The sequence below is a fragment of the Chryseobacterium gleum genome (assembly GCF_900636535.1).
GTDB lineage: Bacteria > Bacteroidota > Bacteroidia > Flavobacteriales > Weeksellaceae > Chryseobacterium > Chryseobacterium gleum.
The window spans coordinates 5,511,450-5,537,186 of sequence record NZ_LR134289.1; the positions used below are offsets into that span (position 1 = coordinate 5,511,450).

At 37.0% G+C, this 25,737-nt stretch carries 29 protein-coding genes; 18 read left to right on the forward strand and 11 right to left on the reverse strand.

Features of this window, described 5'->3' with window-relative positions:
- Positions 1–203 precede the first annotated feature (203 nt).
- The 3 genes from EL165_RS25240 to EL165_RS25250 form a co-directional block, all read right to left on the reverse strand.
- Entirely contained in the window at positions 204–950 is a 747-nt protein-coding gene (locus tag EL165_RS25240) for a GLPGLI family protein (RefSeq protein WP_002980600.1), read from the reverse strand.
- 28 nt (positions 951–978) lie between these two features.
- Positions 979–1,266, reverse strand: a complete 288-nt coding sequence (locus EL165_RS25245; protein ID WP_002980599.1) for a hypothetical protein — start codon at positions 1,264–1,266, stop codon at positions 979–981.
- A 233-nt stretch (positions 1,267–1,499) separates the two neighbouring features.
- Positions 1,500–2,378: a cupin-like domain-containing protein gene (locus tag EL165_RS25250; protein ID WP_002980597.1), complete on the reverse strand. Its 879-nt coding sequence runs from the start codon at positions 2,376–2,378 to the stop codon at positions 1,500–1,502.
- Positions 2,379–2,536: 158 nt separating this feature from the next.
- Here EL165_RS25250 and kbl point away from each other — a divergent pair, with 158 nt between their 5' ends.
- From kbl to gldG, 5 genes are all read left to right on the forward strand, one after another.
- Complete coding sequence (kbl, locus tag EL165_RS25255) at positions 2,537–3,733, forward strand: glycine C-acetyltransferase (RefSeq protein WP_002980595.1); 1,197 nt, start codon at positions 2,537–2,539, stop codon at positions 3,731–3,733.
- Between the two features lie 172 nt (positions 3,734–3,905).
- The gene (locus tag EL165_RS25260) at positions 3,906–4,376 is read left to right on the forward strand and encodes a hypothetical protein (protein ID WP_002980594.1); all 471 of its coding nucleotides are present in this window, start codon (positions 3,906–3,908) and stop codon (positions 4,374–4,376) included.
- 1 nt (position 4,377) lies between these two features.
- A complete protein-coding gene (locus EL165_RS25265; protein WP_002980592.1) occupies positions 4,378–4,929 on the forward strand; it encodes a CopD family protein in 552 nt (183 codons plus the stop codon).
- A gap of 58 nt (positions 4,930–4,987) precedes the next feature.
- The gene (locus EL165_RS25270; protein ID WP_041461844.1) at positions 4,988–5,716 is read left to right on the forward strand and encodes an ABC transporter permease; all 729 of its coding nucleotides are present in this window, start codon (positions 4,988–4,990) and stop codon (positions 5,714–5,716) included.
- 4 nt (positions 5,717–5,720) lie between these two features.
- Positions 5,721–7,391, forward strand: a complete 1,671-nt coding sequence (gldG, locus tag EL165_RS25275; protein ID WP_002980588.1) for a gliding motility-associated ABC transporter substrate-binding protein GldG — start codon at positions 5,721–5,723, stop codon at positions 7,389–7,391.
- 264 nt (positions 7,392–7,655) lie between these two features.
- On the opposite strand, the gene EL165_RS25280 is transcribed toward gldG, so the two are convergent.
- From EL165_RS25280 to EL165_RS25290, 3 genes are all read right to left on the reverse strand, one after another.
- Complete coding sequence (locus EL165_RS25280; protein ID WP_002980587.1) at positions 7,656–8,474, reverse strand: DUF2314 domain-containing protein; 819 nt, start codon at positions 8,472–8,474, stop codon at positions 7,656–7,658.
- A 36-nt stretch (positions 8,475–8,510) separates the two neighbouring features.
- Positions 8,511–9,149 (reverse strand): hypothetical protein, encoded by a 639-nt coding sequence (locus EL165_RS25285; RefSeq protein ID WP_002980586.1) that lies wholly within the window; start codon positions 9,147–9,149, stop codon positions 8,511–8,513.
- 111 nt (positions 9,150–9,260) lie between these two features.
- Positions 9,261–9,689 (reverse strand): DUF4268 domain-containing protein, encoded by a 429-nt coding sequence (locus EL165_RS25290; RefSeq protein ID WP_002980585.1) that lies wholly within the window; start codon positions 9,687–9,689, stop codon positions 9,261–9,263.
- Between the two features lie 149 nt (positions 9,690–9,838).
- On the opposite strand from EL165_RS25290, the gene EL165_RS25295 reads away from it, so the two are divergent.
- The 4 genes from EL165_RS25295 to EL165_RS25310 all read left to right on the forward strand — a co-directional run bounded on the left by EL165_RS25295 (position 9,839) and on the right by EL165_RS25310 (position 11,786).
- Positions 9,839–10,246 (forward strand): RrF2 family transcriptional regulator, encoded by a 408-nt coding sequence (locus tag EL165_RS25295; protein ID WP_002980584.1) that lies wholly within the window; start codon positions 9,839–9,841, stop codon positions 10,244–10,246.
- An 89-nt stretch (positions 10,247–10,335) separates the two neighbouring features.
- Positions 10,336–10,518 carry a hypothetical protein gene (locus EL165_RS25300; protein WP_002980583.1) on the forward strand — a complete coding sequence of 61 codons (183 nt, stop codon included), beginning with the start codon at positions 10,336–10,338 and terminating at the stop codon, positions 10,516–10,518.
- 1 nt (position 10,519) lies between these two features.
- A complete protein-coding gene (locus EL165_RS25305; RefSeq protein ID WP_002980582.1) occupies positions 10,520–11,407 on the forward strand; it encodes a sulfite exporter TauE/SafE family protein in 888 nt (295 codons plus the stop codon).
- An 88-nt stretch (positions 11,408–11,495) separates the two neighbouring features.
- Positions 11,496–11,786 (forward strand): putative quinol monooxygenase, encoded by a 291-nt coding sequence (locus tag EL165_RS25310; RefSeq protein ID WP_002980581.1) that lies wholly within the window; start codon positions 11,496–11,498, stop codon positions 11,784–11,786.
- Between the two features lie 127 nt (positions 11,787–11,913).
- Here EL165_RS25310 and EL165_RS25315 read toward each other — a convergent pair whose 3' ends face one another.
- Positions 11,914–13,206 carry a T9SS type A sorting domain-containing protein gene (locus tag EL165_RS25315; protein ID WP_002980580.1) on the reverse strand — a complete coding sequence of 431 codons (1,293 nt, stop codon included), beginning with the start codon at positions 13,204–13,206 and terminating at the stop codon, positions 11,914–11,916.
- Positions 13,207–13,399: 193 nt separating this feature from the next.
- Positions 13,400–14,206, reverse strand: a complete 807-nt coding sequence (locus EL165_RS25320) for a T9SS-dependent choice-of-anchor J family protein (RefSeq protein ID WP_002980579.1) — start codon at positions 14,204–14,206, stop codon at positions 13,400–13,402.
- 96 nt (positions 14,207–14,302) lie between these two features.
- On the opposite strand from EL165_RS25320, the gene EL165_RS25325 reads away from it, so the two are divergent.
- From EL165_RS25325 to EL165_RS25365, 9 genes are all read left to right on the forward strand, one after another.
- The gene (locus tag EL165_RS25325) at positions 14,303–16,408 is read left to right on the forward strand and encodes a TonB-dependent receptor plug domain-containing protein (protein ID WP_002980578.1); all 2,106 of its coding nucleotides are present in this window, start codon (positions 14,303–14,305) and stop codon (positions 16,406–16,408) included.
- A 13-nt stretch (positions 16,409–16,421) separates the two neighbouring features.
- Positions 16,422–17,540 carry an HmuY family protein gene (locus EL165_RS25330; protein ID WP_002980577.1) on the forward strand — a complete coding sequence of 373 codons (1,119 nt, stop codon included), beginning with the start codon at positions 16,422–16,424 and terminating at the stop codon, positions 17,538–17,540.
- Between the two features lie 21 nt (positions 17,541–17,561).
- Positions 17,562–18,440, forward strand: a complete 879-nt coding sequence (locus EL165_RS25335; RefSeq protein ID WP_002980576.1) for a heme/hemin ABC transporter substrate-binding protein — start codon at positions 17,562–17,564, stop codon at positions 18,438–18,440.
- Positions 18,424–19,464: a FecCD family ABC transporter permease gene (locus EL165_RS25340; protein WP_002980575.1), complete on the forward strand. Its 1,041-nt coding sequence runs from the start codon at positions 18,424–18,426 to the stop codon at positions 19,462–19,464. Before EL165_RS25335 ends, EL165_RS25340 begins: the two co-directional genes overlap by 17 nt.
- Positions 19,464–20,237: a heme ABC transporter ATP-binding protein gene (locus tag EL165_RS25345; RefSeq protein ID WP_002980574.1), complete on the forward strand. Its 774-nt coding sequence runs from the start codon at positions 19,464–19,466 to the stop codon at positions 20,235–20,237. Before EL165_RS25340 ends, EL165_RS25345 begins: the two co-directional genes overlap by 1 nt.
- A gap of 2 nt (positions 20,238–20,239) precedes the next feature.
- Positions 20,240–20,890, forward strand: coding sequence for a class I SAM-dependent methyltransferase (locus tag EL165_RS25350; RefSeq protein ID WP_002980573.1), 651 nt, complete (start codon positions 20,240–20,242; stop codon positions 20,888–20,890).
- Between the two features lie 4 nt (positions 20,891–20,894).
- The gene (locus EL165_RS25355) at positions 20,895–21,923 is read left to right on the forward strand and encodes a hemin-degrading factor (RefSeq protein WP_002980572.1); all 1,029 of its coding nucleotides are present in this window, start codon (positions 20,895–20,897) and stop codon (positions 21,921–21,923) included.
- Between the two features lie 120 nt (positions 21,924–22,043).
- The gene (locus EL165_RS25360) at positions 22,044–22,916 is read left to right on the forward strand and encodes a ChaN family lipoprotein (protein ID WP_041461843.1); all 873 of its coding nucleotides are present in this window, start codon (positions 22,044–22,046) and stop codon (positions 22,914–22,916) included.
- A 158-nt stretch (positions 22,917–23,074) separates the two neighbouring features.
- Positions 23,075–23,710 (forward strand): peptide deformylase, encoded by a 636-nt coding sequence (locus EL165_RS25365; RefSeq protein ID WP_002980569.1) that lies wholly within the window; start codon positions 23,075–23,077, stop codon positions 23,708–23,710.
- Positions 23,711–23,860: 150 nt separating this feature from the next.
- Here the strand turns inward: EL165_RS25365 and EL165_RS25370 are convergent, their stop codons facing one another.
- The 3 genes from EL165_RS25370 to EL165_RS25380 are packed head-to-tail and all read right to left on the reverse strand — an operon-like array spanning position 23,861 to position 25,387.
- Complete coding sequence (locus EL165_RS25370) at positions 23,861–24,286, reverse strand: organic hydroperoxide resistance protein (protein ID WP_002980568.1); 426 nt, start codon at positions 24,284–24,286, stop codon at positions 23,861–23,863.
- A complete protein-coding gene (locus tag EL165_RS25375; RefSeq protein WP_002980567.1) occupies positions 24,283–24,720 on the reverse strand; it encodes a MarR family winged helix-turn-helix transcriptional regulator in 438 nt (145 codons plus the stop codon). Before EL165_RS25375 ends, EL165_RS25370 begins: the two co-directional genes overlap by 4 nt.
- 34 nt (positions 24,721–24,754) lie before the next feature.
- Positions 24,755–25,387 (reverse strand): NAD(P)H-dependent oxidoreductase, encoded by a 633-nt coding sequence (locus EL165_RS25380; protein ID WP_002980566.1) that lies wholly within the window; start codon positions 25,385–25,387, stop codon positions 24,755–24,757.
- Positions 25,388–25,737: the final 350 nt, after the last annotated feature.

Here is a 25,737-nt window from a genome sequence, read left to right on the forward strand (position 1 = left end):
TGTAAGTAATATTATTAATGTACATTATTTATTTGCTGATAAACTAACAGTAGCTCTAAGAATAATTGACCTAATCAATATTTGAATCAATATTAGAAAGTATATTGAAATATAATTATTGACTTAATACATTAAAACGCCCTTCAAAATGAAAGGCGTTTTGCTTTTTGTACAAAAGATTTCGTGAATGAGATTATGAAAAACTATTCGGATATCTGATTTTCCCATTCAAAGTTTTTTTCAACTCCCATTCGGATTGTCGCTATTTTTCCAGTGCTTCCACTAATCTTACTATTACTTAAATAATTGGTTGTGGCATTATCTTTACTCATTATATAATCTTTCATATTAGCTTTGGTAAAGCCAGGAAAATTAGGATTATACTCTACTTTTGAGTGATCATCAAGATCAACTTTTACAGCTTTCCATAAATCAAAATCTTTTCCATCAACTCTGATGTCTAAAATTGCACCAGGTAACCCAAAAAATTTAAATGGGCCAACAGAATAGGGAATTTCTTTTGTAAAATAAGCCGTTATAGGAGAGCCTCGAAAATTAGCTGTTGCTTTTGTACATTCGTAACCAAGAATTTTTCTGCTAGATTCTTTTTCAATTTTCCAATTTATTTGAGGAACTTTATCATATACAAAATAATAATCCTCTGCATTATCTCTAACAAATGATGTGAAAAAGAAATTCCTATCTTTTGTTGTCTTATCAATCGTAGAAATAAAATAAAAATCTTGAGTTTTTTTATTTTTATTAAAGCTAGGATCAGTCCACATAATATTGCCATCCTGTTTTGATATAACCTTTGTGCCATTAGTATAAAGATCTTCATACACATTGGCTATTGGTGATCTGACATTAAGGTATTGTATATGTATCTGTTTTTGTGCTGATATACTCTCAAATAACAAAAGAGAAAAAAGAAAAAGAAATTTGTTCATTTTAAATTCTTTGATTAATTCATAAGAGTTAATTAATATCGTTACTTAACCCTTGTGGCTTAACATTATATCCCTTTTCTCTTAAATCGGCAATTACCCCTGCCTGATAAGCCATACAGGCATTTAATGTAGGTTGATCTGAAGTGAACCATTGCTGTCCAGTTGGTTGCCCTGATGAATTATAATAAGTTACCATAACCCCGCATAATTGAAATGCGACTTTAACGACTTTTTTTTCAACTTTAGCTTCCACTTTGCCATTTGCACTCATAAGCCCAGCAACACATACAGTTGCTAATAAAATTGCTTTTTTCATTGTAGTTTTCTTTAGAAATTAGTTTTTAATTGAATTATTCAAATCAAAAATATAAAATAAATCTAATATATTGAAAAATATTTTTTTATGTTAAATTAGTCAAATGTTAACTGCTTCTGAACAAAAGGTATCGATATCCTTAAATATACCATTGCCATAAGTTAAGTATTCACTTAGTTGATTTCACAATTTAATCGATAATATTCCTAAAAAATAGAATACAGAAGAAGCTTTCAGATTTGAAAGCTTCTTTGTTTTCTTGCTGCTCTGGCTCCTCTTTGTCTCGCCAGCCTGACCTTGTAGGAAAACCATTTTTCTTTGAATATCTTACGCATGAGGTTATCAAAATGTCTGGTGATGACAAGGTTTTTAAAACCGCGCCATTTTTCAAGAGGACTCGAAGGCAGTGCTCTTACCGATATAGAATACCCTTCTGTATCATACTGAATATAATGCCACCATCCCGAAGGTATATACAGCGTGTCTCCCGGATGAATGACTGCTTCATAGCCATTTAAATAGAGTAAAGCAGGGTATTTTCTGTAATCCGGGTTTTTAATCTGAACCAGGCTGTGAAAATTGTATGACAGCTTATACATAAAATCAGATTGTTCCCAGGGGAAGAGCCAGATTCTTTTGATCCCTTGAAATTGGGTGATAAAAACATGGGACATATCAATGTCAATATGGTTTCTGGTTACGGAACCCTCACCGCCGAAAAACATAAATGGCAGCCATTTCAGTATTTTACCATTTGTTACATCATTGTAAATAATATCATTTTTAAGTTCGGGTTTTATTTTCAGTAAATTAAATAAGAAGAGCCGGTGTTCAGTAGGAGTTGATTGAATCAGATCCAGATATTCTGAGAATGTAGTCTGGGCAATAGGATCACTTGCGACTCTGTCGAGGGAATCAAGCTCACTGCCGTATACATTGACCATCTGATCTCCGGCAATTTCTTTGAAATACTCATAATTCCACTTTTTGAAAGCCGGGCTTTCAGGGTGTACGAAATCTTCAATAATAATTGGAATTCTCGGCTTCATGTGGTTATTAATAAAGGTATCTGAGCTGATTGTCTTTATTTTTTGTACCGGCTTTAATCTCATATATTCAAAATTTAAGCAAATATAAATATTATCCTACTAAATTAGTAGACTAATAATGTTAAAACTTAAACCTGAACTGATTTTTTAGAATTAAGCTTATAAAAGGTTTTATTTTACTGCCTTTTTAGTAAATTAGCACATCTAAAAAATTACTAAAAATGATCTCTGAAAAATACCTTCAACATTTACAGAATGAACTTCAGAATATTGAGAATGACGGACTTTACAAAAGAGAAAGAATCATCACTTCTCAACAGAGTGCAGAAATAGAGGCTAACGGAAAAAAGCTTTTGAACTTCTGTGCCAATAATTATCTGGGATTATCCAATCATCCGGAGGTGATGAAAGCTTCTCAGGATATGATTCAATCTCACGGATACGGAATGTCTTCTGTACGTTTCATCTGCGGAACACAGGATATTCACAAGGAGCTTGAGAAAAAAATTGCAGATTTCCTTGGTCTTGAAGATACTATTCTTTACGCCGCTGCATTTGATGCTAACGGAGGTGTTTTTGAACCCTTGTTTACGGAAGAAGATGCTATTATTTCAGATGAACTGAACCATGCATCAATCATTGATGGTGTCCGTCTTTGTAAAGCGGCTAGATACAGATACAAAAACAATAATATGGAGGATCTGGAAGCTCAGCTGATGGCTGCTTCTGAAAAGAACCACCGTTTTAAAATTATCGTAACAGACGGAGTATTCTCAATGGATGGGATTGTTGCAGACTTAAAAGGAGTTTGTGACCTTGCAGACAAATATGATGCTTTGGTGATGGTAGATGATTCTCACGCAACAGGCTTCATCGGAAAAACCGGCCGTGGTACCCACGAAGCAAATGAGGTAATGGGTAGAGTAGATATCATTACTTCTACATTAGGAAAAGCGTTAGGAGGAGCTTTAGGTGGATTTACTTCCGGTAAAAAAGAAATCATTGATATGCTGAGACAGCGTTCAAGACCTTATTTATTCTCAAACTCTTTGGCACCCGGAATCGTAGGAGCTGCATTGAGAGTACTGGATATGATTTCTGATGATACTTCTCTTCGTGATAAAGTAATGGAAAATGCAGAATACTTCAGAACGGAAATGAAAGCAAAAGGTTTTGATATCCCTGAAGGCGATGCTGCTATTGTTCCGGTAATGCTTTACGATGCGCCGCTTTCTCAAAAAATGGCCGAAAAGCTTATGGATGAAGGAATCTATGTGATCGGATTCTTCTATCCTGTAGTACCGAAAGGAAAAGCAAGAATCCGAGTTCAATTATCTGCAGCTCATACCAAAGAGCACCTGGATAAGGCGATTGCTGCATTTGAAAAAGTAGGAAAAGAATTAGGAGTGATCTCTTAATCGCTGAATTGGATACAATAATAAAAATATAAGGTTCGGCTCGGGCAGCTTTGCTGCCCCGAGCCGAACTATTTTTTATAGAAATCCGTTTTTGATTGGGTTTTTCTGATCAAAAGAAATTTATTTTTAAGAATTAGATAAAAACTTATCTTTGTGCCTGATTAAAATTGAAATGTTTTTAAAGTCCAAATATCAGGTTGTCTTTTCGAAGCCAAAAAAATCGATACTATCTAAGATTGAAGAAAGTATATTTAAGAACTTTCCTGATTATAATGGCAAAAAATTTAAAGGTGAAGTAACTGATGATGGATTTGAAGTAAAAGTGATGGGGAATGAATATTTGTCTTTTATAGGAAAATTTGTTTCAGACAAAAATAATGAAGAGTTTCTTAAAGTATCTATTGGAGTTAAATATTTTGATGTACTCATTCTTGTTCTTCTTTTAGGGATTTTTTTTCCTTTTTATACGGATGAAAATTCTGGAACCACGTATGGAATTATATTGATCTCTTTGGGGTTGGCTATTTTTATGGGATATTTTTATTATAATAATGTAAAGGATATGAAAAAGATTTTTTTTGATGTACTGAAGAATTTGGACCAGGATTGTAAAATTATTTCTATCAATAAATTTATTTATTAAAATGCTTTATACAATAATCAAAGCGCTGCACATTATTTTTATGGTAAGCTACTTTGCGGGAATTTTTTATCTCGTGAGGATTTTCGTTTACTATAAGGACACTGATGATTTTCCGGAAGAAAAAAAGAAAATTCTGAGAGAGCAGTATACTTTTATGGCCAGAAGGCTGTGGAATATTATCACCGTTCCTGCGGGAGTAATCATGGCAGTTTGCGGATTGGTCATGATCTTTTTAAATACCGGGCTTATGAAAATGCCGTGGTTTCATTTAAAACTGACCTTCCTTATTGGACTTGCCATTTACCATTACTGGTGCTGGAAAAAAGTCCTTCATTTAAAGGATCTACATGGAGGTACACTACCCATTGCCAACATCAAGCTGAGACAGGCGAATGAAATAGCAACCTTCATTCTGTTTCTGGTGGTGTTTACGGTTATTCTAAAATCCATGGTGATTGAATACTGGTGGCAATTAATTACAGGATTTTTCGTTCTTGTATTGCTGATCATGATGACGGTAAAACTGGTTAACAAAAACAAAAAAAACAAATAATTGTGGAGCAGGACGTATGTCTGAAAACATTCATCCTTTTTATATCTTACAAAAAACTATGATTGCAATTTTAAAGAAAGAACTTTGGAGTTACTTTGGAAACTGGAGCGCATGGGTGATCATTGCCGCTTTCAGTCTGATAGCAACCCTTTTCCTGTTCTTTTTCGACAACGATTCTAATATTTTTGAGATTGGAATGGCCTCACTGCAGAGCTATTTCGTATTGGTACCATGGCTGTTGATGTTTATCATCCCGGCCCTTTCCATGAAGACTTTTGCGGAAGAACAGCAAACCGGAACATTGAACTGGCTTTTTTCGCAACCGTTAAAAGTTTCAGAACTGGTGACAGGCAAATTTCTTTCTGTATGGATTGTAGGAATTTTATGTCTTATTCCATCATTAATTTACCTTTATACAGTCTATGTTTTGGGAGTTCCGGCAGGAAATATTGACCTGGGAATGACTTTTGGAAGTTATATTGGACTGATGATCTTAATAGCTGCTTTTTCAGCAGTAGGAATCCTGGCGTCTTCATTATCACAAAATCAGATTATGGCTTATCTGCTGGGCGTTTTCATGTGCTTCATTATGTATTTTGGAATTGAGCAGCTGGCAAGTTATAAACTATTGGGTGGAGCTGATTTCATTCTTCAGAATATTGGCTTTTACCAGCATTTCTTAGGCTTTACAAGAGGGCTTATTGATGCTAAGGATGTAGCGTATTTTGTGCTTGTTATCTGCGCTTCATTAGTATTGGCTAATCATTTTATTAACAAAAAGAAGTAGAAGTATGAAGAAGTTCAATGCTAAATCTCCACTGAGAATTTTCTTAATTGCAGTTGTTCCTTTGGTTATTATCCTGACCTATTCGGGAATCAGATTAGACTTAACAAAAGAAAAAAGATATACACTTTCCGATAATACCATCAAAGTACTGGAGTCTGTTAAAAAGCCTCTTACAGTAGAAGTGTATCTGGAAGGAGATTTTCCGGCAAGTTTCAAACAGTTGCAAAGCGAAACGAAGTTCATGCTGGAAGAATTCAGAAAAATTAATCCGAAGATTGATTTTAAATTTATCGATCCCATTAAAACCAAAATGTCTCAGGATACCCTGATGGCAATGGGAATGCAGCCGTCTATTCTTCCGGATGTAAAAGACGGGAAAATCTCACAGATCACCCTTTTCCCTTACGCTGTGATCAAACACGGTAATGACGGTGTTTCTATTCCTTTAGTGGTACAGCAGGCAGGAATTGATGCCGATGAGCAGCTGACAAGATCTATTGAAGGTCTGGAATATAACCTTGTTTCCAATATTAAAAATATTGCAGCAGCCAAAAGAAAGAAAATCGGGATTTTGGTCAACCATGATGAATTGAATCCGGATGAATTCCAGGGATTTGTGCAGCTGGCGATGGAAAACTATGATGCAGGGCCTATTATTCCTAAAAATCAGACTGAGCTTTCACTGGAAGATGTTCCTTTATTGAAACAGATGAGCGCCCTGGTAATTGCAAAACCGAGAAAAGCTTTTACAGATAATGAAAAAGTAATTCTTGACCAGTACATCATGAATGGAGGGAAAACACTTTGGATGATTGATGCGGTAAATGCTGAAATGGATACCTTAACAAGATCCAAAAAAGTAATGCCTTTCCCGATCGATATCAATATGACCGACTTCTTTTTCAATTACGGGGTGAGAATCAATCCGGCTTTGGTAAAGGACGTTAAGAAATTTGCTCTATTAAGACTGGTTACAGGAGAAGTAAGTGGAAACCCTCAGTACACAAGTCTTCCATGGCCTTATTATCCTCTTGGAATAGCTGAAAATAATAATCCAATTACCAAAAATATTAACCCTGTAAAATTCGAATTTCCGACTTCCATTGATACATTAGGAGGCAGAAAAAATATCAAAACAAAAGTTCTTTTTGAATCCAGTGAAAGAACATTGCTGAAACAGGTTCCCAATTATGTGGATCTGAAAGAAATTGCAAGCGTAGACAGTCTGGGACAAATGGAAAAACCAAGTACACCGAAAATCTTCGCTGTAGCATTGGAAGGGAAATTCAACTCTGCGTATGCATCAAGAATTGAAAGAAAGTCTTACCCGGGATTCAAAACATCCAGTCCGGAAAATAAAATGATCGTGATTGCAGACGGAGATGTAGGAAGGAACAAAGTGATCAAAGGAAAACCGCTTCCGTTAGGAGTAGATTTATTGACGAATGAACAATTCGGAAACGAACAGTTCCTGAGAAATGCTTTGGATTACCTGCTGGATGATAGCAATCTGATGGAACTGAGAAACAGAAATATCGAAGAAAGACTTCTTGACAGACAAAGAATCACTGAAGAGAAATCCACATGGCAGTGGCTGAATTTACTGCTTCCACTGGCTATTATTGGCCTTCTCGGAGGATTGTTCTTCTGGTTAAGAAAGAAGAAGTTTGGATAATAAATAAAAATTCCGGAAGATTTTTCTTCCGGAATTTTTGTTTTAAAACTTAGTATTGAGTATTTGTTTAGACTTATAAAAATTTTGAATATTAAAAACCATTAAGAAGGATTTAAGAAATAAAGTATAGGTAAGATGAATCATTCTGATTTTTAAGCTTAAAGCGAAGCTTATCTTAATACTCTCAACAACTTAATACAATCTAAATGTTTCATAAATAAAAGTCTAAACAAATTCTGAGTTGTAATAATTTTAATTAATAATTTATCCTTCCAATACAGGAATAAGATGTTCCCATTTCAGCTGTTTTGCATAATCTAAAGCTGTTTTCCCTTTTTTAGACCGGATATTTTTATCAGCTCCTGCTTCCAAAGCAACCTGCACAGTGGTTAAATTGCCTGCAATTGTTTCCTTGTGAAGAAGTGTCAGGCCGTATTCATCAGCTTGTGTAAGCTCATCCGGATACTGTTGTAAGAACTTTGCAAATTCCTCCTTCATATTTTTACTCATCGGATGCTCAATCAGATTTTCAGGATTTTCTTTCTGGTTATTCACCAAAAGTATATCATTGAAATCTCCGAAATCAAGCTGCCAGGCATTATCATGCTCTTTTCTTTCCGCATCGGACATATCAGCACGCATTTTCTGAATGGTAAAACCTCCGTAAGCTTTTGGAAGTGGGGTTGAAGAAGATGAAAACAGTCTGGAAAGTCCTTTAGGTTTCTGTACACTCGGAGTGATGGCAAAAAGCCAGTCCGTGATATTTTGTAAAGGAATGTCGACATAATCGCCAACCTGTACATTTTTAAGGTTGTTAGGCTCATTAATAAGATATCCTCTTACATGATCCCCGTCAAAAAATACTTCATTGATCCACATATGTTCTACCAAGCTTTCTCCGGTTTCTTCATCCTGCTCTTCAAAAGCAGTTTTAACACATGATACGGTAAGCCCCGGAATAATTCTTCTGTATTCCCAAGATTGTTCGCGCCAGAAATACTTAAAGGTCTCCTGTGCTTTTTTGTAAGCTTCAATCATTTGCGGATCATTTCCGTCTGCAAAAAAAATAGGATTCTCTTCCATTTAATAATTTTAAAAATGAGATGATGTGTAAAAAGTTTATTGCTGATATGCCTCTTTGGGAAGTAAGGCCGCTGTTTTGTAATAGCTGATATCAGTAGGTATTTGTGCCTGAAGATCGTGGAAAGTGTCATAATCATAATGAACCCAGTTTTCTTCATGATCGGGATCCGGGGTTTTATCTACAGCCAGCTCAAGTTTCCCGTCTTCCTGATAGCTGCATTCTATCGCTGCATATTTTTCACCGTTTTTATCGTTGGTGTACCAGCATTTTATAGTTCTTTCGAGTTGCGGTTCGTGGGTTTCATTATCAATGACCTGTGAACAGATAAAGTTTTCGGGGTCGTCTTTTTTGAAAACAGTTTTAGAAATTAAGGGGAGGTCGTCTACAGATAAGGAATATAATTTATTGGTAGATATAATAAAGCTGTCCGTGGTTTCTTTTTTTTCAATATCAAAAAAATCAGATTTTTCTTTAAGATAATCCACTACCTGCGCTTCGTCTTCTTCGTCACTTAAAAAATAATTGATGTTGTAAACACTGTCTTCATTAATAAATTCAATTTCTTTAAGGAAATCGGTACCTTCTTCATAATAATACAGATGATATTCGTTTAGCTTCACAGCTTTACTTTTGGAAATGACCTCTCCAAAAATGTTTTTGTACACTTTTCTCATTTTTAATCATGTTATTTTGTTTCATCTATTAGTTTAAGTGGTGTAGCAAAGATAAGTTTTCTTTTTTTATCTTAATCCGAAGCATAAAATAGTGTTTATTTCGTAAGTATTCTATATATCTTTTATGAAATCCTCGTATTCATAGTAAAACCTTTCAAAGCCATCCATTTTGTCTACAAAGAATTCAAAAATCTCCTGCCATGTATTTTTATTAAAAATGGAAACGCCATGCTTCTCAACCCATATCCTGCTGATCACTTTGCCATTTTCAAGGGTATAATATTCTTCCTTCTGAAAATCTCCAACGAAATCTTTTAAAATATCTTCCAGAGACCAGATTTTTTCATAATAAGCATTTCTGAAAATTTCATCTTTCATTTCGATATCCAGAGAAACTTCTGCTTTTTTATTGTCGGCTGAAAATTTAAATGCCATGTCCTTGATTTTGGTATCATAAAGAATCCATTTTCTGGGAAATGACTTTCCGAAAGCTGTCCAAAATTCCTTTTTTAATTGCTGTGCCTCTTGTTTACTGAACATATGGCAAACATAATGATTTAATGGCAGAAAGGCAAAAATGTGGTATATAAAACCGTAAAATTACGGATGAAAAAATTATCTTTTACGCATTTACAGTTTCACTTTTCTCTCTTTTTCAAATATTAAACAATTTTCTTATTTTTGCTGTAATGCTTTCAAAAAAATCTCAATATGCGTTTAAGGCGCTTTCATATCTTGTAGAAAAAAGAAATGAAGGCCCGATTCTTATTTCTGAAATTGCGGAACATAAAAAGATTCCTTTAAAGTTTTTGGAAAATATCCTTCTTGAACTGAAAAAAGCGGATATCCTTGACAGTAAAAAAGGAAAGGGTGGAGGATACTTCTTCAAAGAAAATCCTGAAAATGTGAAACTGGCTAAAATTATTCGCCTGGTAAACGGACCTATTGCCATGCTTCCCTGTGTAAGTCTGAATTTCTATGAAAAATGTGAAGACTGCAATGAAGACCACTGCGGACTTCATGATGTGCTGATAGAGGTTCGGGATGCATCCCTGAATATTCTGGAAAGTAAAACTTTAATGGATCTGGTTGATTAACCCGATCCTTTTTTTTGAATTAATAGTCTACTTGTTTTGTAGGATAGATATTTTATTCAGATATTTGCACTACTTCAAATGAATAAACTATGATTTCAAAAGAAGAAGAAAACCAATCACAAAAGATCACCCCTTCTGCTATTGCAGCCCATTTAGCTGCCGCATATGTTCTATCTGAAAAAAAATTCCGACCTGGAAATAGGAATGGCAGACAACCGTTGAATGTCTTTGACAATGATCATAAAATAGTAATGGACAAAAACGGTTTATAATATGGTGATTTCAAGAAAAATTCAGGTAAGGCTTAATGTTCTTTTTGTAACAGCTGCTGTTATTTCCATCATTGTTTTTTCAATGTATGAACTGGGATACCTGGAAGAGCTGCAGACTATTCTTGCAAAAGATAATTATATTTTTTACTGGATGATTCTGGTAGGGGTCTTTGCAGAAATTGTTGCCGGATCAATGGGAATGGGATATGGGGTTATCTGTACCACAACACTGATGCTTCTGAATATTCCACCGCATATTGTAAGCGCAAGTATTCATTCGGCAGAAAGTTTTACAACCGCTGCAGGAAGCGTCAGTCACATTAAATTGAAAAATGTAAGTAAGAGTCTGGTAAAAAAGCTGGCCATTCCGGCTGTAATAGGAGCAATTATTGGTGCAGTTTGTCTTACTTATCTTGGAGAGTATTACGCAAAGATCACCAAAACACTGATTGCTTTTTATACTTTATATCTCGGTTTTCAGATTTTATCAAATGCATTTAAAGAAAAACAAAGTAAAGCCCTGAAAAGAAAAACCAACCTGATCAGGCTGGGCGTGATAGGCGGCTTCATAGATTCCTTTGCAGGAGGAGGCTGGGGACCTTTGGTAACCGGAACATTGATCAAAAATGCATTTACTCCAAGATTTGCCGTAGGAAGTTCTACCGTGGCCAAGTTTATTCTTACCATTACTGCAGCCGTTACCTTTTTCTTTACCCTGGGAATCCAGCACTGGAATATCATTCTGGGACTTTTGATTGGAGGGATTGTTACCGCTCCTTTTTCTGCCATGCTTACGGCTAAGCTTCCTGTGAAGAAAATGTTTGTGATTATCGGAACTTTGGTGATTGTAATGAGTTCTATAACTATTTATAAATCAGTTTTTAATTAAAAATTATGTTCGGTGTGGAAAAATAAAAGGTGTAAATAGATATTTGATTTTGAAAATACTTTACTTTTACATCACTAAATATTAGAACATGAATTTACATATCATTGCACTTTTTAAGTTTAATGAAAATTATCTTATGGATGCTGTAGAGCTGTTTCAGAAGCTTGTGAAAGAAACTAGAAAAGAAGAAGGCTGTCTGCAGTATGACCTGATTGAAGATAAAGATAATAAAGGAACCTTTTTCCTGATCGAGCTTTGGGAAAGTGTTGAGTACCACAACAGTCATAATGGGCAGGACCATTTGTTGGATTTCCGTAAAGATGCATCCAAAATTATGGAAAGCTCGGCAGAAGTTTACAAAGGATTTAAAATATATTAATGATATTGAAGGATTTAAGATTTAAAATTTAAAGACTTTCTCAATTTCAGTAAAGAATAAAAGGCGGCTTCAATACTCTGAAACCGCCTTTTTATTAGAAAAAATAGAAAGTATTAAAATTGAAAGATTATTTTACGATAAGCTTTTTCGTCTCCGAGTGGCCTCCGTAAGTAATTTTTACAAGGTAATTTCCTGAAGTAAGGGTAGAAAGGTTCAGGTCCTGCTTATAGAAACCAGCCTGATTGGTAAGTTCCGCAGAATAGACCTTTTTGCCGGTAAGATCATAAACCTCTACATTCCCTTTGTTATTTGCCTTTTCTTTAACATCAAAAAGAACAGTTACCTTTTTATCAGCTGTCGCAGGGTTAGGATACAGACCGAAAGATGCTTTTTTCCCAACTTCGGTAATGCCTAATGTTTCAGTAATCTTCTTGTATTTGAAATACATGTTACCTGTACTTGCTCCACCATTCGTGGTGAAGTACATTCTGTAGTAGTCATTTCCTTTTTTGACATAGTAGACAACATCATTTTTTACCGTTCCGATACCCTTCCACGAGTGTCCCACTGTTGTAATAGTTGACGAGAAATTAGCATTGGTCGGCATGCTATAACCTGCACTTTCCTGAGTTTCCGGCTGTACCATCGCAACCTTGATATTAGGACTTTGAATAGCTCCGGATAGTGGGTACATCTGTACACCCATATAGAAAGTGTAATATTTGGTGAATACAAAATCCCATGCCGCTCTGGATGGTTCCAGATTCGAAACTTTTTCTCCGGTATCGAAGGAGAAATAATTGAAATAAGAATCATCTGTACCATTGGCAATGGTCCTTGTCTCAGTAGCTCCCCAGGATGTACCATTCCATTTTGAATATCTGAAAGTATATCCGGCAAATGCATCTTCAATAGCGAATTTAATATAAGCTCCTGAAGCATATTTTAAAACAAAAATTGCTTTTCCCTGAATATGGTGGTTCACAGGATTGTAAACTCCCCAGCCTGTTGAAGGAATATTAGGATTGGGAGAGGTCACCGGGCCTTGTTCAAAAGCGCCCTGGCTCCAGTCAGTTGTCTGATCCGGATTGTACAAAGGGGCTCCCCATGAAGATTCATTGCTGATGCTGATATTGTCCCAGTCGGCTAAATTGGTTGATGCTGTGAATACTTCGATATCTTTTGCATCATTCACTCTCGATCCGAAAGCATAGTTTGAATTTCTGTAAAAAGCAATATCCCAGGTATTGGCTGGCTGGGAAACCATATTGCCATCCGCAAGGTTCACAAATACGCGATTCTGATATCCGCTTCCCATGGTCATATTTACCTGTGAGTATCCCAATGCGTCAGTCTGCGCCAAAACAGTCTGCTGAACAGACATTGCCAGTACCGAAGCCAATAATAGTTTTGTTTTCATAAATTATTTTTTAAATTCTTATTTAGAATGGTTCCACAAAAGTATATAATTATTTTTAATCAGTCTAAATAAAAACATGACTTTTGTCGTGTTTCTATTTTAGATCATCATTAAAATGAAAAATCATAAATAAAAAAGCCGACAGAAACGATTTCTGTCGGCTTTAAAAAGGTAAATAATAGTCTGATTAACCTTATTTTTTAATGAATTTTGATTGGATAAGTTTTCCTTCTGCTGTTTCAATATTCATATAGTAAATGCCTGTCTGAAGAGTGTTTATTTCAAATCTTCTTCCGTTTAGCTTTCCTTCTGCTACTTTCATGCCTGCAGCAGAATAGATCTGAATGTTCTTAGGATCTTTCTTCACGATAAATTCTAAAGCGCTTTGATCAGCATTTAAAGCAAATCTGAAATTCTCTGTTGTTGTATTGTTGTCAGAAACGCCTAATGAAGCTGCTGTATTATAAATGACATTATCAACCTGAATGGCTACATGGGTAGCAGTAGGCGTGAACTTGAATACGATGTAAGATCCTGTGGTTGCCGGAATATTAACACTGATATTCTGTACAGTGCCGATTGTCGCTACATTAATAGGATTTCCGACAGGAACAAATGTTGACATATCTGCGGGATTGGATGCTATGCCAATCTGAATGGTTCCTGGACCGGGAGATGGAGATACCAAGGTGGTATCAAAAGTCAGTGTTTTATTTCCTGTGGGAGTTTCAATCTGGGGTGAAATCAGGTAGGAAGAGCCCGTTGCGTTGTTTCCTGCGTATGACTGGATAAATCTGTTGGAATCTCCTGCTACAATCATTCTTGGAGGTACGGGAGGAAACTCACCGGTGATTGGTGCGACGATAGCAGACCAGCCAAACTGTGGGAAAGTGGTATTCCCGACAGTGAAATTATTGAAATTTTCATTGATGCTGGATACCTGGGCATTCGCAGTTAAGGCTGTAAACACTAGAGTTCCGAAAAGTAATTTTAATTTCATGAGATTATTTTTATTTAGAATTATTACACAAAAATATCTATTTATTTTTAATGAGTCTAAATAAAAGTTTTATATTTGTCGAAAATTTGTACCCTTATGAAGAAGAAAGTGCTTTCCGTTCTAACGTTATCCATAGCCTTATGGATGAATGCACAAGAAAAGGATTCTCTTTATCAAAAGAAAATTGAAGAAGTTGTTATTACAGGACAGTACATGCAGCAGTCCATTAACAAATCGATATATAAGGTTGATGTTATAGATGCAGAACAGATTAAAAATATGGCAGCCACGAACGTTGCAGAGGTTTTGAATCAAAGCCTTAACATACAGATCACTCCTGATACCCGCTCCGGAAATTCAACCGCGAATATCATGGGACTTAACGGTGACTATGTAAAGATCCTTATAGACAATATTCCGGTAGTAGGGGATACAGGACTGGGCAGTAATATTGACCTTACCAAAATTACCTTAAGCAATATAGAAAGAATTGAAATTGTAAAAGGAAGCATGGGCGTTGAGTACGGAAACGGTGCTGTTGCCGGGGTCATCAACATTATTACGAAAAAGACCGGTACAAAAAAAATAAGTGTAAGGGGTTCATTGCAGGAAGAAACGGTAAGAGACCATTATGATCTTAAGAAAAAGGGTAACGGCAGACATATCCAGAACCTGAATGTAGATTATAATATCAGTAATGAATGGTTTGCCAGTATCAATTTCAACCATAACCAGTTTATGGGATACGAAGGACAAAGCAAAGGCTACAAATATTTCGGGCAGGACAACCAGAGAGGGTATGAATGGAACCCGAAAGACCAGTACGATGCATCAGCATTACTCAGATACACGAAAAACAAAACAACATTTTTCTACAAGCTGTCTTATCTTAATGAGAAATTCAATTTCTACAATCCGGAGGTCAGCAGAAATCCTCTGAATGACGGAGCAGGCGGAGTTTCCTATGAAAGCAGAGACAGAAGATACAACACGGACCGCTGGATTCACCAGTTCAATATTCAAACCAACCTGGGACATATCCGATATATGGGAGACTTCTCTTATCAGAACCAGGACAGAAAATATTATGATTACAATTATGATATTCCAAACAGAACAATAAAGAGCCGTCAGGACGAAAAATCTTATTATAAGACAGATGTTGTTTATTCAAGAGGGATGTTCAGTAATTTCCTTGATAGCAAAGTCTTTGATTTTCAGTTGGGATATGAATTAGATTATACTAATGGATATGCTGCACTGATCGCCGGGGATTTCTTTGGAGAAGCGGTAAAAAGAAAAATATTTACCTATTCCAATTTCCTTTCTGCAGAATGGAATGTTTCAGACAAATTTTCTCTGAGACCGGGAGTAAGGCTTTCTTTGAGCGAAAATTTCAACAATCAGTACAATTACTCTTTATCGGCAAGATATAAAACTTCTCAAAATTCAAATCTCCGGGCGGTTATAGGATCAGCCAACCGTTTCCCGAAATATGATGAACTGTACACCTATTTTGTGAATCTTAATCATGATGTCCAGGGAAATCCGGATTTAAATCCTGAAAAAGGATTCTCTGCAGGACTCTTCTGGAACCAGAACTTTTCGGCAGACAATGGCTGGAAGATCGCTTATGGACTTGACGCATTATACCTTGATGTACGGGACAGAATTGAAATGGTGATGGTAAAAGAGCCTTCCACCTACAAATACATGAATCTTGATACCTATAAAAATTTGTTATTCTCAGCTAACGTAGATTTCAGAAAAGATCAGTTTGCCCTCTCTTTAAGGGGATCTGTAAACGGAACATCCGTATCGATGAATGATTTGAAATCTTCTTCGCCTACAGATTTCCAGTATTTAGTACAGGCAGGAGCTTCAGCAACCTATAAACTGAAAAGTACAGATACCAATTTTGCCCTTTATTACAAGTTTACAGGTCCAGACAGAATATATGTAGCCGATGGAGCAGGCGGCTTCCGGCTTGGAAAAGTAGATAGCTTCCATATGATGGATTTCATTGTGAGCCAGCCTTTCTGGAAGAATCACTTTGAAATTTCCGCCGGAGTGAAAAATATATTTGATGTAACGAGACTGAACTCTACTGCGGTGGCAGGTTCGGCCCATACAGCGGCGAGTGGTTTTGTTAATTTATACTATGGCAGAAGCTATTTTGCCAGATTAATGTTTCAATTTTAAATAATAAGTTACTATGATGAAGTATTTAAAAATAGTGTCCGTTCTTTCCATTATCGCTGCCACACAGTCTTGTCTCTCTGCAGACGAAGATCCGGTTCCGGTTCCTCCAATGACAGGATCGGAAGTAAGTGTGAATATCGGTGGTCCTACAGAACCCAATCAGGTTTGGATCGACTTAAGCGACTACACCAGTTCAGCCGTTAACCGCAGAACAGATTGGGACCTTGGTTTTTATACCGGAGATGAATTCCGTGTGATCATGAACGGATCTCTGGCTATGACGGTGGTTAAAATCCCCAACGCTTCAGACATCAGTAAAGTAAAAGAAGCTGATATATCAGGTCTGAAAGACATTGCTCAGGTAGGAACTTTTGATGCTGCCAATATGCAATATGTAGACAATCCCGATGGAAATTTTCTGACTCAGACTTCAGGAATTGATGCCATCAAAGAAAATGATGCGGATAATCCTGTTTACCTGATCAATCTTGGGAGAGAGATACCTTCTGCCGCCAATATCGGGGCAGGTTCAGTTTCATTGTCCGGCGACCCGAGAGGGTGGAAGAAAATTCAGATCCTGAGAGCTCAGAACGGATACAAAATCCGTTATGCCGACTTGAATGCAGCAGAAGCAGATATCAAAGAATATATCATTACAAAAGATACTGAGTACAACTTTGCGTTCTTCAGCCTGAAAACGGGTATACCGGTAAAAATTCAGCGTAAGAAAAAAAACTGGGACCTTGCGTTCACAACCTTTACCAATGAGGTATTCATGGGACCAAACAACAGTGCAGGAAGTTATTTTTATGCTGATTTTGTGACGACAAATACCTTAAATGGGGTGGGAGCCTATCAGGTAAATGTCACAGGAAGTCTTGATGCTGCTTACAGCGCATTTAAATTAAAAGATGTTGAGGCTGCAAAATTTGTTTTCAATGACCAGAGAGCCATTGGTGACAAATGGAGAACCACTACGGGAACAGCAACGAATCCGGTTCCGTTTGTGTATTCAGACCGCTTTTTTGTATTGAAAGATGCCGAAGGTTTTTATTTCAAGCTGAGATTCAACACCATGAAAAATACAAAAGGCGAAAGAGGATACACCAATTTTGAATTTGAACCTTTATAAATAATCAAATAATAGTATATCATGAAAAAATTCATCCTTGCAGCTTCTGTTCTTGTCGCAGTATATTCCTGCAAAAAAGCAGAAACAGGAGCAAAAGAAAATACAACAGAAACCAGTTCTGAAGCACCAAAAACGAACAATAAAATAGTGACACTCAACGGAGGAATTACCGAGATCGTAGTTGCTTTGGGACACGAAAAAGAAATCGTAGGAACCGACGTTACCAGTACATATCCGGCCTCATTAAAAGCTACAGCTAAAGACCTGGGCCATATGAGATCGATGACGATTGAGCCGATCATGGCTGTAAACCCAACATTGATTCTTGCTTCTGATAAGGATATCAATCCTGAATTGATGGGGAAAATCAAATCTTCAGGAATTCAAACCGAAGTATTTAAACAGGAATATACGGTTGAAGGAACTAAAAAACTGATCGAACAGGTTGCAAAAGCGATTGGAAATACAGATTATCAGAAATTAAATGATAAAATTGATGCTGATCTGAAACAGGTACAGCCCATTGCTAAAAAGCCAAAAGTACTGTTCATCTATGCCAGAGGAAATATGCTGATGGTAAGCGGTAAAAATACACCAATGGCTTCATTAATTAACCTTGCAGGCGGAGAAAATGCAGTCACTGATTTTGAAGATTTCAAACCATTGACTCCTGAGGCAGTTGTAAAAGCCAATCCTGACGTATTATTCTTCTTCGAAACAGGATTACAGGGCGCAGGAGGAAATGAAGGAGCCCTTAAAATGCCGGGAGTATCACAAACCAATGCCGGTAAAAATAAGAAGATTATCGCCATGGACGGAGGTTTGGTATCAGGTTTCGGACCGAGACTGGGAGAAGCAGCAGTAGCATTAAATAAACTTTTAATTGAAAACACAAAGTAAACTATACTTTTATCTTATCATAAGTGCAGTACTGCTTACCATCATAGCAGTCCTGTCACTTAATACCGGAGTTTATGATTTCGGAGGGAATTCCCCGTTCATGATTCTGTGGCAATTTATAAAAGGTGATCCGTCTTTGTCCTTAAGTGATAAATACGTGATCTGGGACGTTAGAGCAGCAAGAATAGTTATGGCCATTTTAATTGGAGGTATGCTTTCCGTTTCGGGAACCAGCCTTCAGGGGCTTTTTAAAAATCCCTTAGCAACAGGAGATTTGATTGGCCTTACATCAGGAGCAACTCTGCTGGCGGCTATTGCGATTGTTTTGGGAGGACATTTCAAAGCGTATCTTCCTGAAGCGGTACAGTTTTCACTGGTAGGAATAGCGGCTTTTATTGGTTCTTTTTTATCCATGATGCTGGTGTACAGGATTTCAACAAGCGGAGGAAAAACAAATGTAGTGATGATGCTGCTTACCGGAGTGGCGATAACAGCAATCGGTTTCTCCATTACCGGATTTCTGATCTATCTTTCAAAAGATGAACAGCTCAGAGATTTAACTTTCTGGAATCTGGGAAGTCTTGCTGCTGCTACATGGACGAAGAATATCATCCTGGCCGTTGTGATGATCATCGCTTACATCATTTTATTACCTAAAGGAAAAGCGCTGAATGCCATGATGCTGGGAGAAAAAGATGCACAGCACCTTGGAATCAATGTGGAGAAATTGAAAAAGCAGATCATTATCACAGTAGCTTTAATGGTGGGAACATGCGTAGCATTTTCAGGAACTATTGGTTTTGTAGGATTGATTGTACCTTATATTTTAAGGCTTTTATTCAAATCCGATAATACCTTTATCCTGCCTTTATCAGCAATGTATGGAAGTATTTTATTGCTGACGGCAGATACATTCAGCAGAAGTATTGTAGCACCGTCAGAACTTCCGATCGGAATAATGACTGCATTGATGGGAGGACCTATCTTTATTGCTATTTTGGTTAAATTTAAAAAATCCCTGTAATGATCAAGGCACACCAGATTAATTATAAACATAAAGAATTCCGTATTCTGGATGGAGTAGATGTCTCCCTTGAATATGGCGAATTTTTAGCCATTGTGGGTCCGAACGGAGCAGGGAAGTCAAGTCTTCTGAGCGTTTTGGCAGATGAAGTGAAATCCGGAAAGCAGAAAGTATTATTTAAAAATAAGCCTATTCAGGAATGGAACGTGAAGGAGCTTTCAAAACATAAAGCAAAATTTTCACAGCACAACAGCAATGATATTCCGCTTGATGTAAAAGATGTCGTCATGATGGGAAGGTATCCTTATTTTGATGCCCAGCCCGGAAAAGAAGATCTTGAAGCGATGAATAATATGCTCTATGAAACCGATATTTTTCATTTGAAAGACAGAGATTATAATTCTTTGTCAGGAGGTGAGAAACAACGGGTACATCTTTCCAGGGTAATGGCGCAGTTACAGAATGAAATTGTCCATAAACTGGTTTTCCTGGATGAACCGCTGAATAATTTAGACATTAAACATCAGTATAAAGCGTTGGAAATCATCAAAAAATTCACGAAAAAAGCCAACAGTGCCATTGTTGTTTTGCATGATCTGAACCTTGCTGCTCAATTTGCAGACAAGATTTTATTAATGAAATCAGGAAAAGTTTCCGCATATGGAACTCCGGAGGAAGTTTTCACGGCAGAAAATATCAGTAAAGCCTACAACTTTCCGTGTACCATCTGCGGCCATCCTATTACGAACAACCCAATGATCATTTTTGGATAACCATGGAAAAAGAAGAACTCAAAATCCTCGCACAGAATCTTGCCAATCCTCAGGGTGAAAAAGGCATTGAGATTGGTGAAATGATGAATGCCACTAACATCAGTATGACGTTAGAAAGTATCAGAACACTTTCGATAGATGACGGCCAGCAAATCCTTGAAATAGGACACGGAAACGCCGGACACCTTAAAAGTATAATGAACCTTGCCAAAAACCTCAGGTACACAGGAATTGATATTTCTGAAACCATGCACAATGAAGCCAAAAGACTCAATAAAGAATTTGAAAGTCAGGCAGAATTTGTGTTGTACGAAGGAAAAAAGCTTCCTTTTCAGGATAGGACCTTTGATAAAATATTTACAGTCAACACCGTGTATTTCTGGGAAAATCCGGTGGATTTTTTAAATCAAATCTACAGGGTTTTGAAAGATGACGGAACGTTCGTTCTTACATTCGGGCAAACAGAGTTCATAGAAAAATTACCGTTTACGGAATTTGATTTCACCTTATACAGCAACAGCGAAATGGAAGAACTGATCTCCAAAAGCCATTTCAAAAGAATGAAAACTTCTGAAAAAGAAGAAGAAATAAAAAGTAAAACAGGAAACGAAAACATACGAAGAATATATACAATTTTAACCATAAAAAAGTAAAGTAATGAGCACATTAGTTAATGATTTAAAGGAAAAATGGGAAGCTCTGAAAGCAGAAAATCCACATATCAGAATAAGAAATGCAGCCGCACAGCTGGGAGTAGGTGAAGCAGAATTATTAGTGACAGGCATAGGAGAAGGCGTTACGGTGCTGAACCCGGATTTCCAGGGAATCCTTACAGAAGCCGGACAACTCGGAAAAGTAATGGCACTTACCCGTAACGATGAGTGTGTTCATGAAAGAAAAGGAACCTATCTGAATGGTGATTTCAGCAGTCCGCATGCACAGCTTTTTGTGGGAGAAGATATTGATCTCAGAATTTTCCTTAACCACTGGAAGTTTGCTTTTGCAGTAGTAGAAGGAGATAAGAAAAGCCTTCAGTTTTTCGGAAAAGACGGATTGGCACTTCATAAGATTTATCTGACAAAAGATAGTAATGAAACCGCTTTCGATACAATTGTAGAAGAATTTAAAGCGGAAGAACAGAACCAGGCGTTTGTATTTGAGCCTGTAGCTCCAAAGCAGGCTGAAAAAGCAGATTCGGACATTGATGTGGAGGGCTTCAAAAAAGCATGGACAGAACTGAAAGACACTCACGATTTCTTCATGATGACCAGAAAATACGGAGTAAGCAGAACGCAGGCCTTAAGACTGGCTCCGGAAGGATTTGCTAAGAAAATAGATAATGCCAAAGTAGTAAATATCCTTGAAGATGCTTCAGAGAAAAACGTTCCGATCATGGTTTTCGTTGGAAACAGAGGAATTATTCAGATCCACACAGGAAATGTAAACAAAACGCTCTGGCACCAGCAGTGGTTCAACGTGATGGATCCGGATTTCAACCTGCACCTTGATGTAACGAAAATTGCAGAAGCCTGGATCGTTAAGAAACCAACTGAAGATGGGGAAGTAACCGCTATTGAAGTATTCAACAAAGAAGGTGACTTTATCGTCCAGTTCTTTGGAAAGAGAAAACCCGGAATTCCTGAACTTCAGGAATGGAAGGATCTTGTAGCAGCTTTAGAAAAGTAATAATTAGATAATTTGAATGAGACCGTTTTGTTTGTAAGATTCAAAGCGGTCTTTTTTATGACAAACGACCTGCAGTTGCCAGAATATTTGTGTAATTTGTGGTTAAATTATAAAAACAAAATGAAAAATATTTTCATAGCGATACTGATAGCCGGTTTCTGTTCATTGAAAGCTCAGGACTTTAAGGCATATCAGTTTTATGATAAAAAAGGAAAGGAAGTAAAGACAGAAAAGCTGGTAAAAGAGCTGGCAGAATATGATGTGGTCTTTTTTGGTGAAAATCATAACAGTTCCATCAACCATTGGCTTCAGCTAAAAATTACGGAAGCTTTGTTTGCGAAGAAGAACGGACAGCTTATGCTCGGGGCAGAGATGTTTGAAAGAGACAATCAGGCACAGCTGGATCAGTATCTGAATGGAAAATTTGATGCCAAAACATTCAAAGATTCCGCCCGTTTATGGAATAACTACGCAACAGATTACAAGCCTTTGGTAGATTTTGCCAAAGATAAAAAGCTGAAGTTTATTGCAACCAACATCCCAAGAAGATATGCCTCCCAAACCGCCAAAGAAGGTCTTGAATCTTTAAATACATTAAGCGAAAAAGAGAAAACTTATATTGCGCAGCTGCCTATTAAAGTGACTTTAGACACTCCGGGATATCCGGAAATGAAAAAGATGATGGGAGACCATGCGGAAGGAACAAAAGTGATGAATTTTATTTCAGCCCAGGCTACAAAAGATGCAACGATGGCCGAATCTATTCTTAAAAACTATCAGGCCGGAAAAACTTTCGTCCATTATAACGGGAACTATCACAGCAAAGAATTTGGTGGAATCTACTGGTATATCAAACAGAAAAATCCTAATCTGAAAATGGCTGTCATCTCCGTTTTTGAATCAGAAGATCCTGAACTGAAAGTTCCTGCTAAAGATTATATCCCGACAGACTTCAATCTGATTATTCCGGCAGATATGACCAAGACTTTTTAGACTTTCAATTATTAAGAAAAAATATTCAATAGAAACGGGCTTTAGCCCGTTTATCTTTTATACCACATTCCATTGGCTTTAGCCTAAACATAACTATTGAATACTGTTTCATCATTTTTATTCTACAATTTTTACCTTTGTTATCACATTTAAAAAACATGAAAAAACTTTCCGTACTGCTGATCTTTTTTATTGGATTTCTCAACGCCCAGAAACTTACTTCCCATGAGCTCTCAATTATTAACCAGGGTGATGTGAATACGGCCTTACCGATTTATCAGACCACAGATTCCAATCAGCATAAAACATTGCTGAACATTTCTTCAGAAGCAGATCCTCTTGATCCCAATATCGCAGTTCTGGTAAAAAGGATGAGAGAATCTCTTCTTTCAACAGATGGCGGAGTAGGCATTGCAGCTCCACAAGTAGGAATCAACAGAAAGATCATCTGGGTACAGCGTTTCGATAAAGAAGGAGCCCCACTGGAATACTTTATCAATCCGGTGATTGTCTGGCGTTCCGATCTGCAGAATCTTGGTCCTGAAGGTGATTTGTCTATCCCTGATTTCAGAGACCAGTTTTACAGAAGTAAGGTTATTCAGCTGGAATATGTGGATCTGAAAGGGCAGAAATATTCAGAAATTGTAGAAGGATTTACAGCGGTTATTTTCCAGCATGAAATCGATCATCTTTTTGGAATACTGATCTCTGATAAAAAAGAAAAAGAGAAGAATGATTCCTATAAAAAAGTAGATGCCTATCAGAAGAGCGATCTGATGAAAGACAGAAGGTGATGATGATTGACATTCTTAAATATTATATACATAAAAATATCCACAATCATCTGTGCTCATCTGTGTAATCTGCGGTTAAATAAAAAATAAAAAGGAGCTGTTTCCATGGAAACAGCTCCTTTCGTTATAACTATGCTTAAAAAAATTGGATTAATCGTGGTTGGTCACAGAAAGCTTTACTTCCATATTGTTTCTGGTAGCATTGGAGTAAGGACAGATCTGGTGTGCTTTTTCTGTCAACGCCTGAGCTTCTTCAATAGAAACTCCGGGAATGTTCACATCAAGCTCAGCTGCCAGTCCGAAACCGCCATTCTCAAGCTGTCCTATGCTTACTTGTGCTGTTACCGTTGTTTCCCCGGTTTTTACCTTAGAAAGGCTGATCACTCTGTTCAGAGCACTGTCGAAACATGCGGAATATCCAGCTGCAAACAGCATTTCCGGGTTGGCAAAATCATCATTGCCTCCTCCTAAAGCTTTCGGCATTCTTACATCAAGATCCAATACTCCGTTTTCACTCTTTACATGTCCGTTTCGGCCTCCTTTTGCAGTGACCTGGGTTGTATATAACGTTTTCATTTATTTTCTATTTTGTTTAATATTTTTAGTACCGTGTCTTTAAGGTGCAGCAGCTCTTCAGGTTGTATTCCTAGTTTTTCCTGAATTTTCCCTGGAATTTCACAGGCTTTCTGCTGAAGCTGCCTGCCCGCTTCGTCTAAAAATACTTCAACTACTCTTTCATCCTCTTTTTTTCTTTTTCGGGTAATAAATCCTTTAGACTCAAGCCTTTTAAGAAGAGGCGTCAGCGTACCACTGTCCAGAAACAGCTTATCCCCGATATGGCTTACGGTAAGTCCGTCTCCATCCCATAATATCATCATCACAAGATACTGTGGGTAAGTAATGCCCAGTTCATCAAGAAAAGGACGGTAAAGTCCCGTAATCTCTTTGGCGATCACGTACAGTGGAAAGCAGATCTGGTTTTCCAGTTTGGGTGTTTTAGGATTTTCCATAATTTTTTTGAGTACGAAAGATTCGATGAAGGTATTATTTTTTTATGATAAATTCATCCATTGGAATTCTGACTTTTTTCATAGTAGAAAGCCAGTCATTAGCTTCATCACGGTATCCAAGATACAAAAGACTTACGCTTTTTAATCCCAGTTCTCTTAGTCCCAGTACTTCATCCACAACATCATTGCTGAATCCTTCTGCCGGAGTACTGTCGATTTTAAGTTCTGCAGCCTGAGCAAGGGCGATCCCTAATGCAATATAAGTCTGGCGGGCAGTGTGTGCAAAATGCTCTTCAGGAGTCTGTGCACCGTATATTTCTTTGATTTTATCAGTATAGCTTCCGAAACGGCCTCTTGGAAGATCTCTTACGTCAGTATGATAATCATAAACTTTGTCAATTTTTTCATTGGAATAGCTGTCCCATGCAGCAAACACCAAAACGTGAGAAGAATCTCTCATTACTTCAGGGTTTAATGCTCCGGCTACCATTTTTTCTTTCAGTTCCTGGCTTTCAACTACAATAACCCGGAAAGGTTGTAATCCTGATGAAGTAGGGGCCAGTCTTGCAGCTTCTAAAATAGTGTTAAGGTCTTCCTGTGAAACTTTTTTGGTTGGATCATACGCTTTTACAGCATGTCTCCAGTTCAGATCTTCTATTAATGACATTTTTCTTTTTTGTTTTTAAATTAAACTACTTGTTGATTTTTAAAATTTCAGCTTTTATGTTCAGCTGAATTAACAGTACAAATATATAGCCAATTTAATTGTGTGCAATTTAATTTTGAATGATTTTATTGATGACAATTATTGATGAACTTTAAAATGGCAAAAAGCAAAAGAGTAAAAAGGCTAAATGGTTAAATTGCTAAATCGCAAATAATAATCGCATTATTTACCATTTAACCGTTTCGCCTTTTCGCAGTCTTGCCCTTTCGCCTTTTCTCTTAATTCCACAAGAACTGGATTTTTTCAAAACAATAGTATTGCAATCTTTGCCATAGAATTTAAATTAAAAA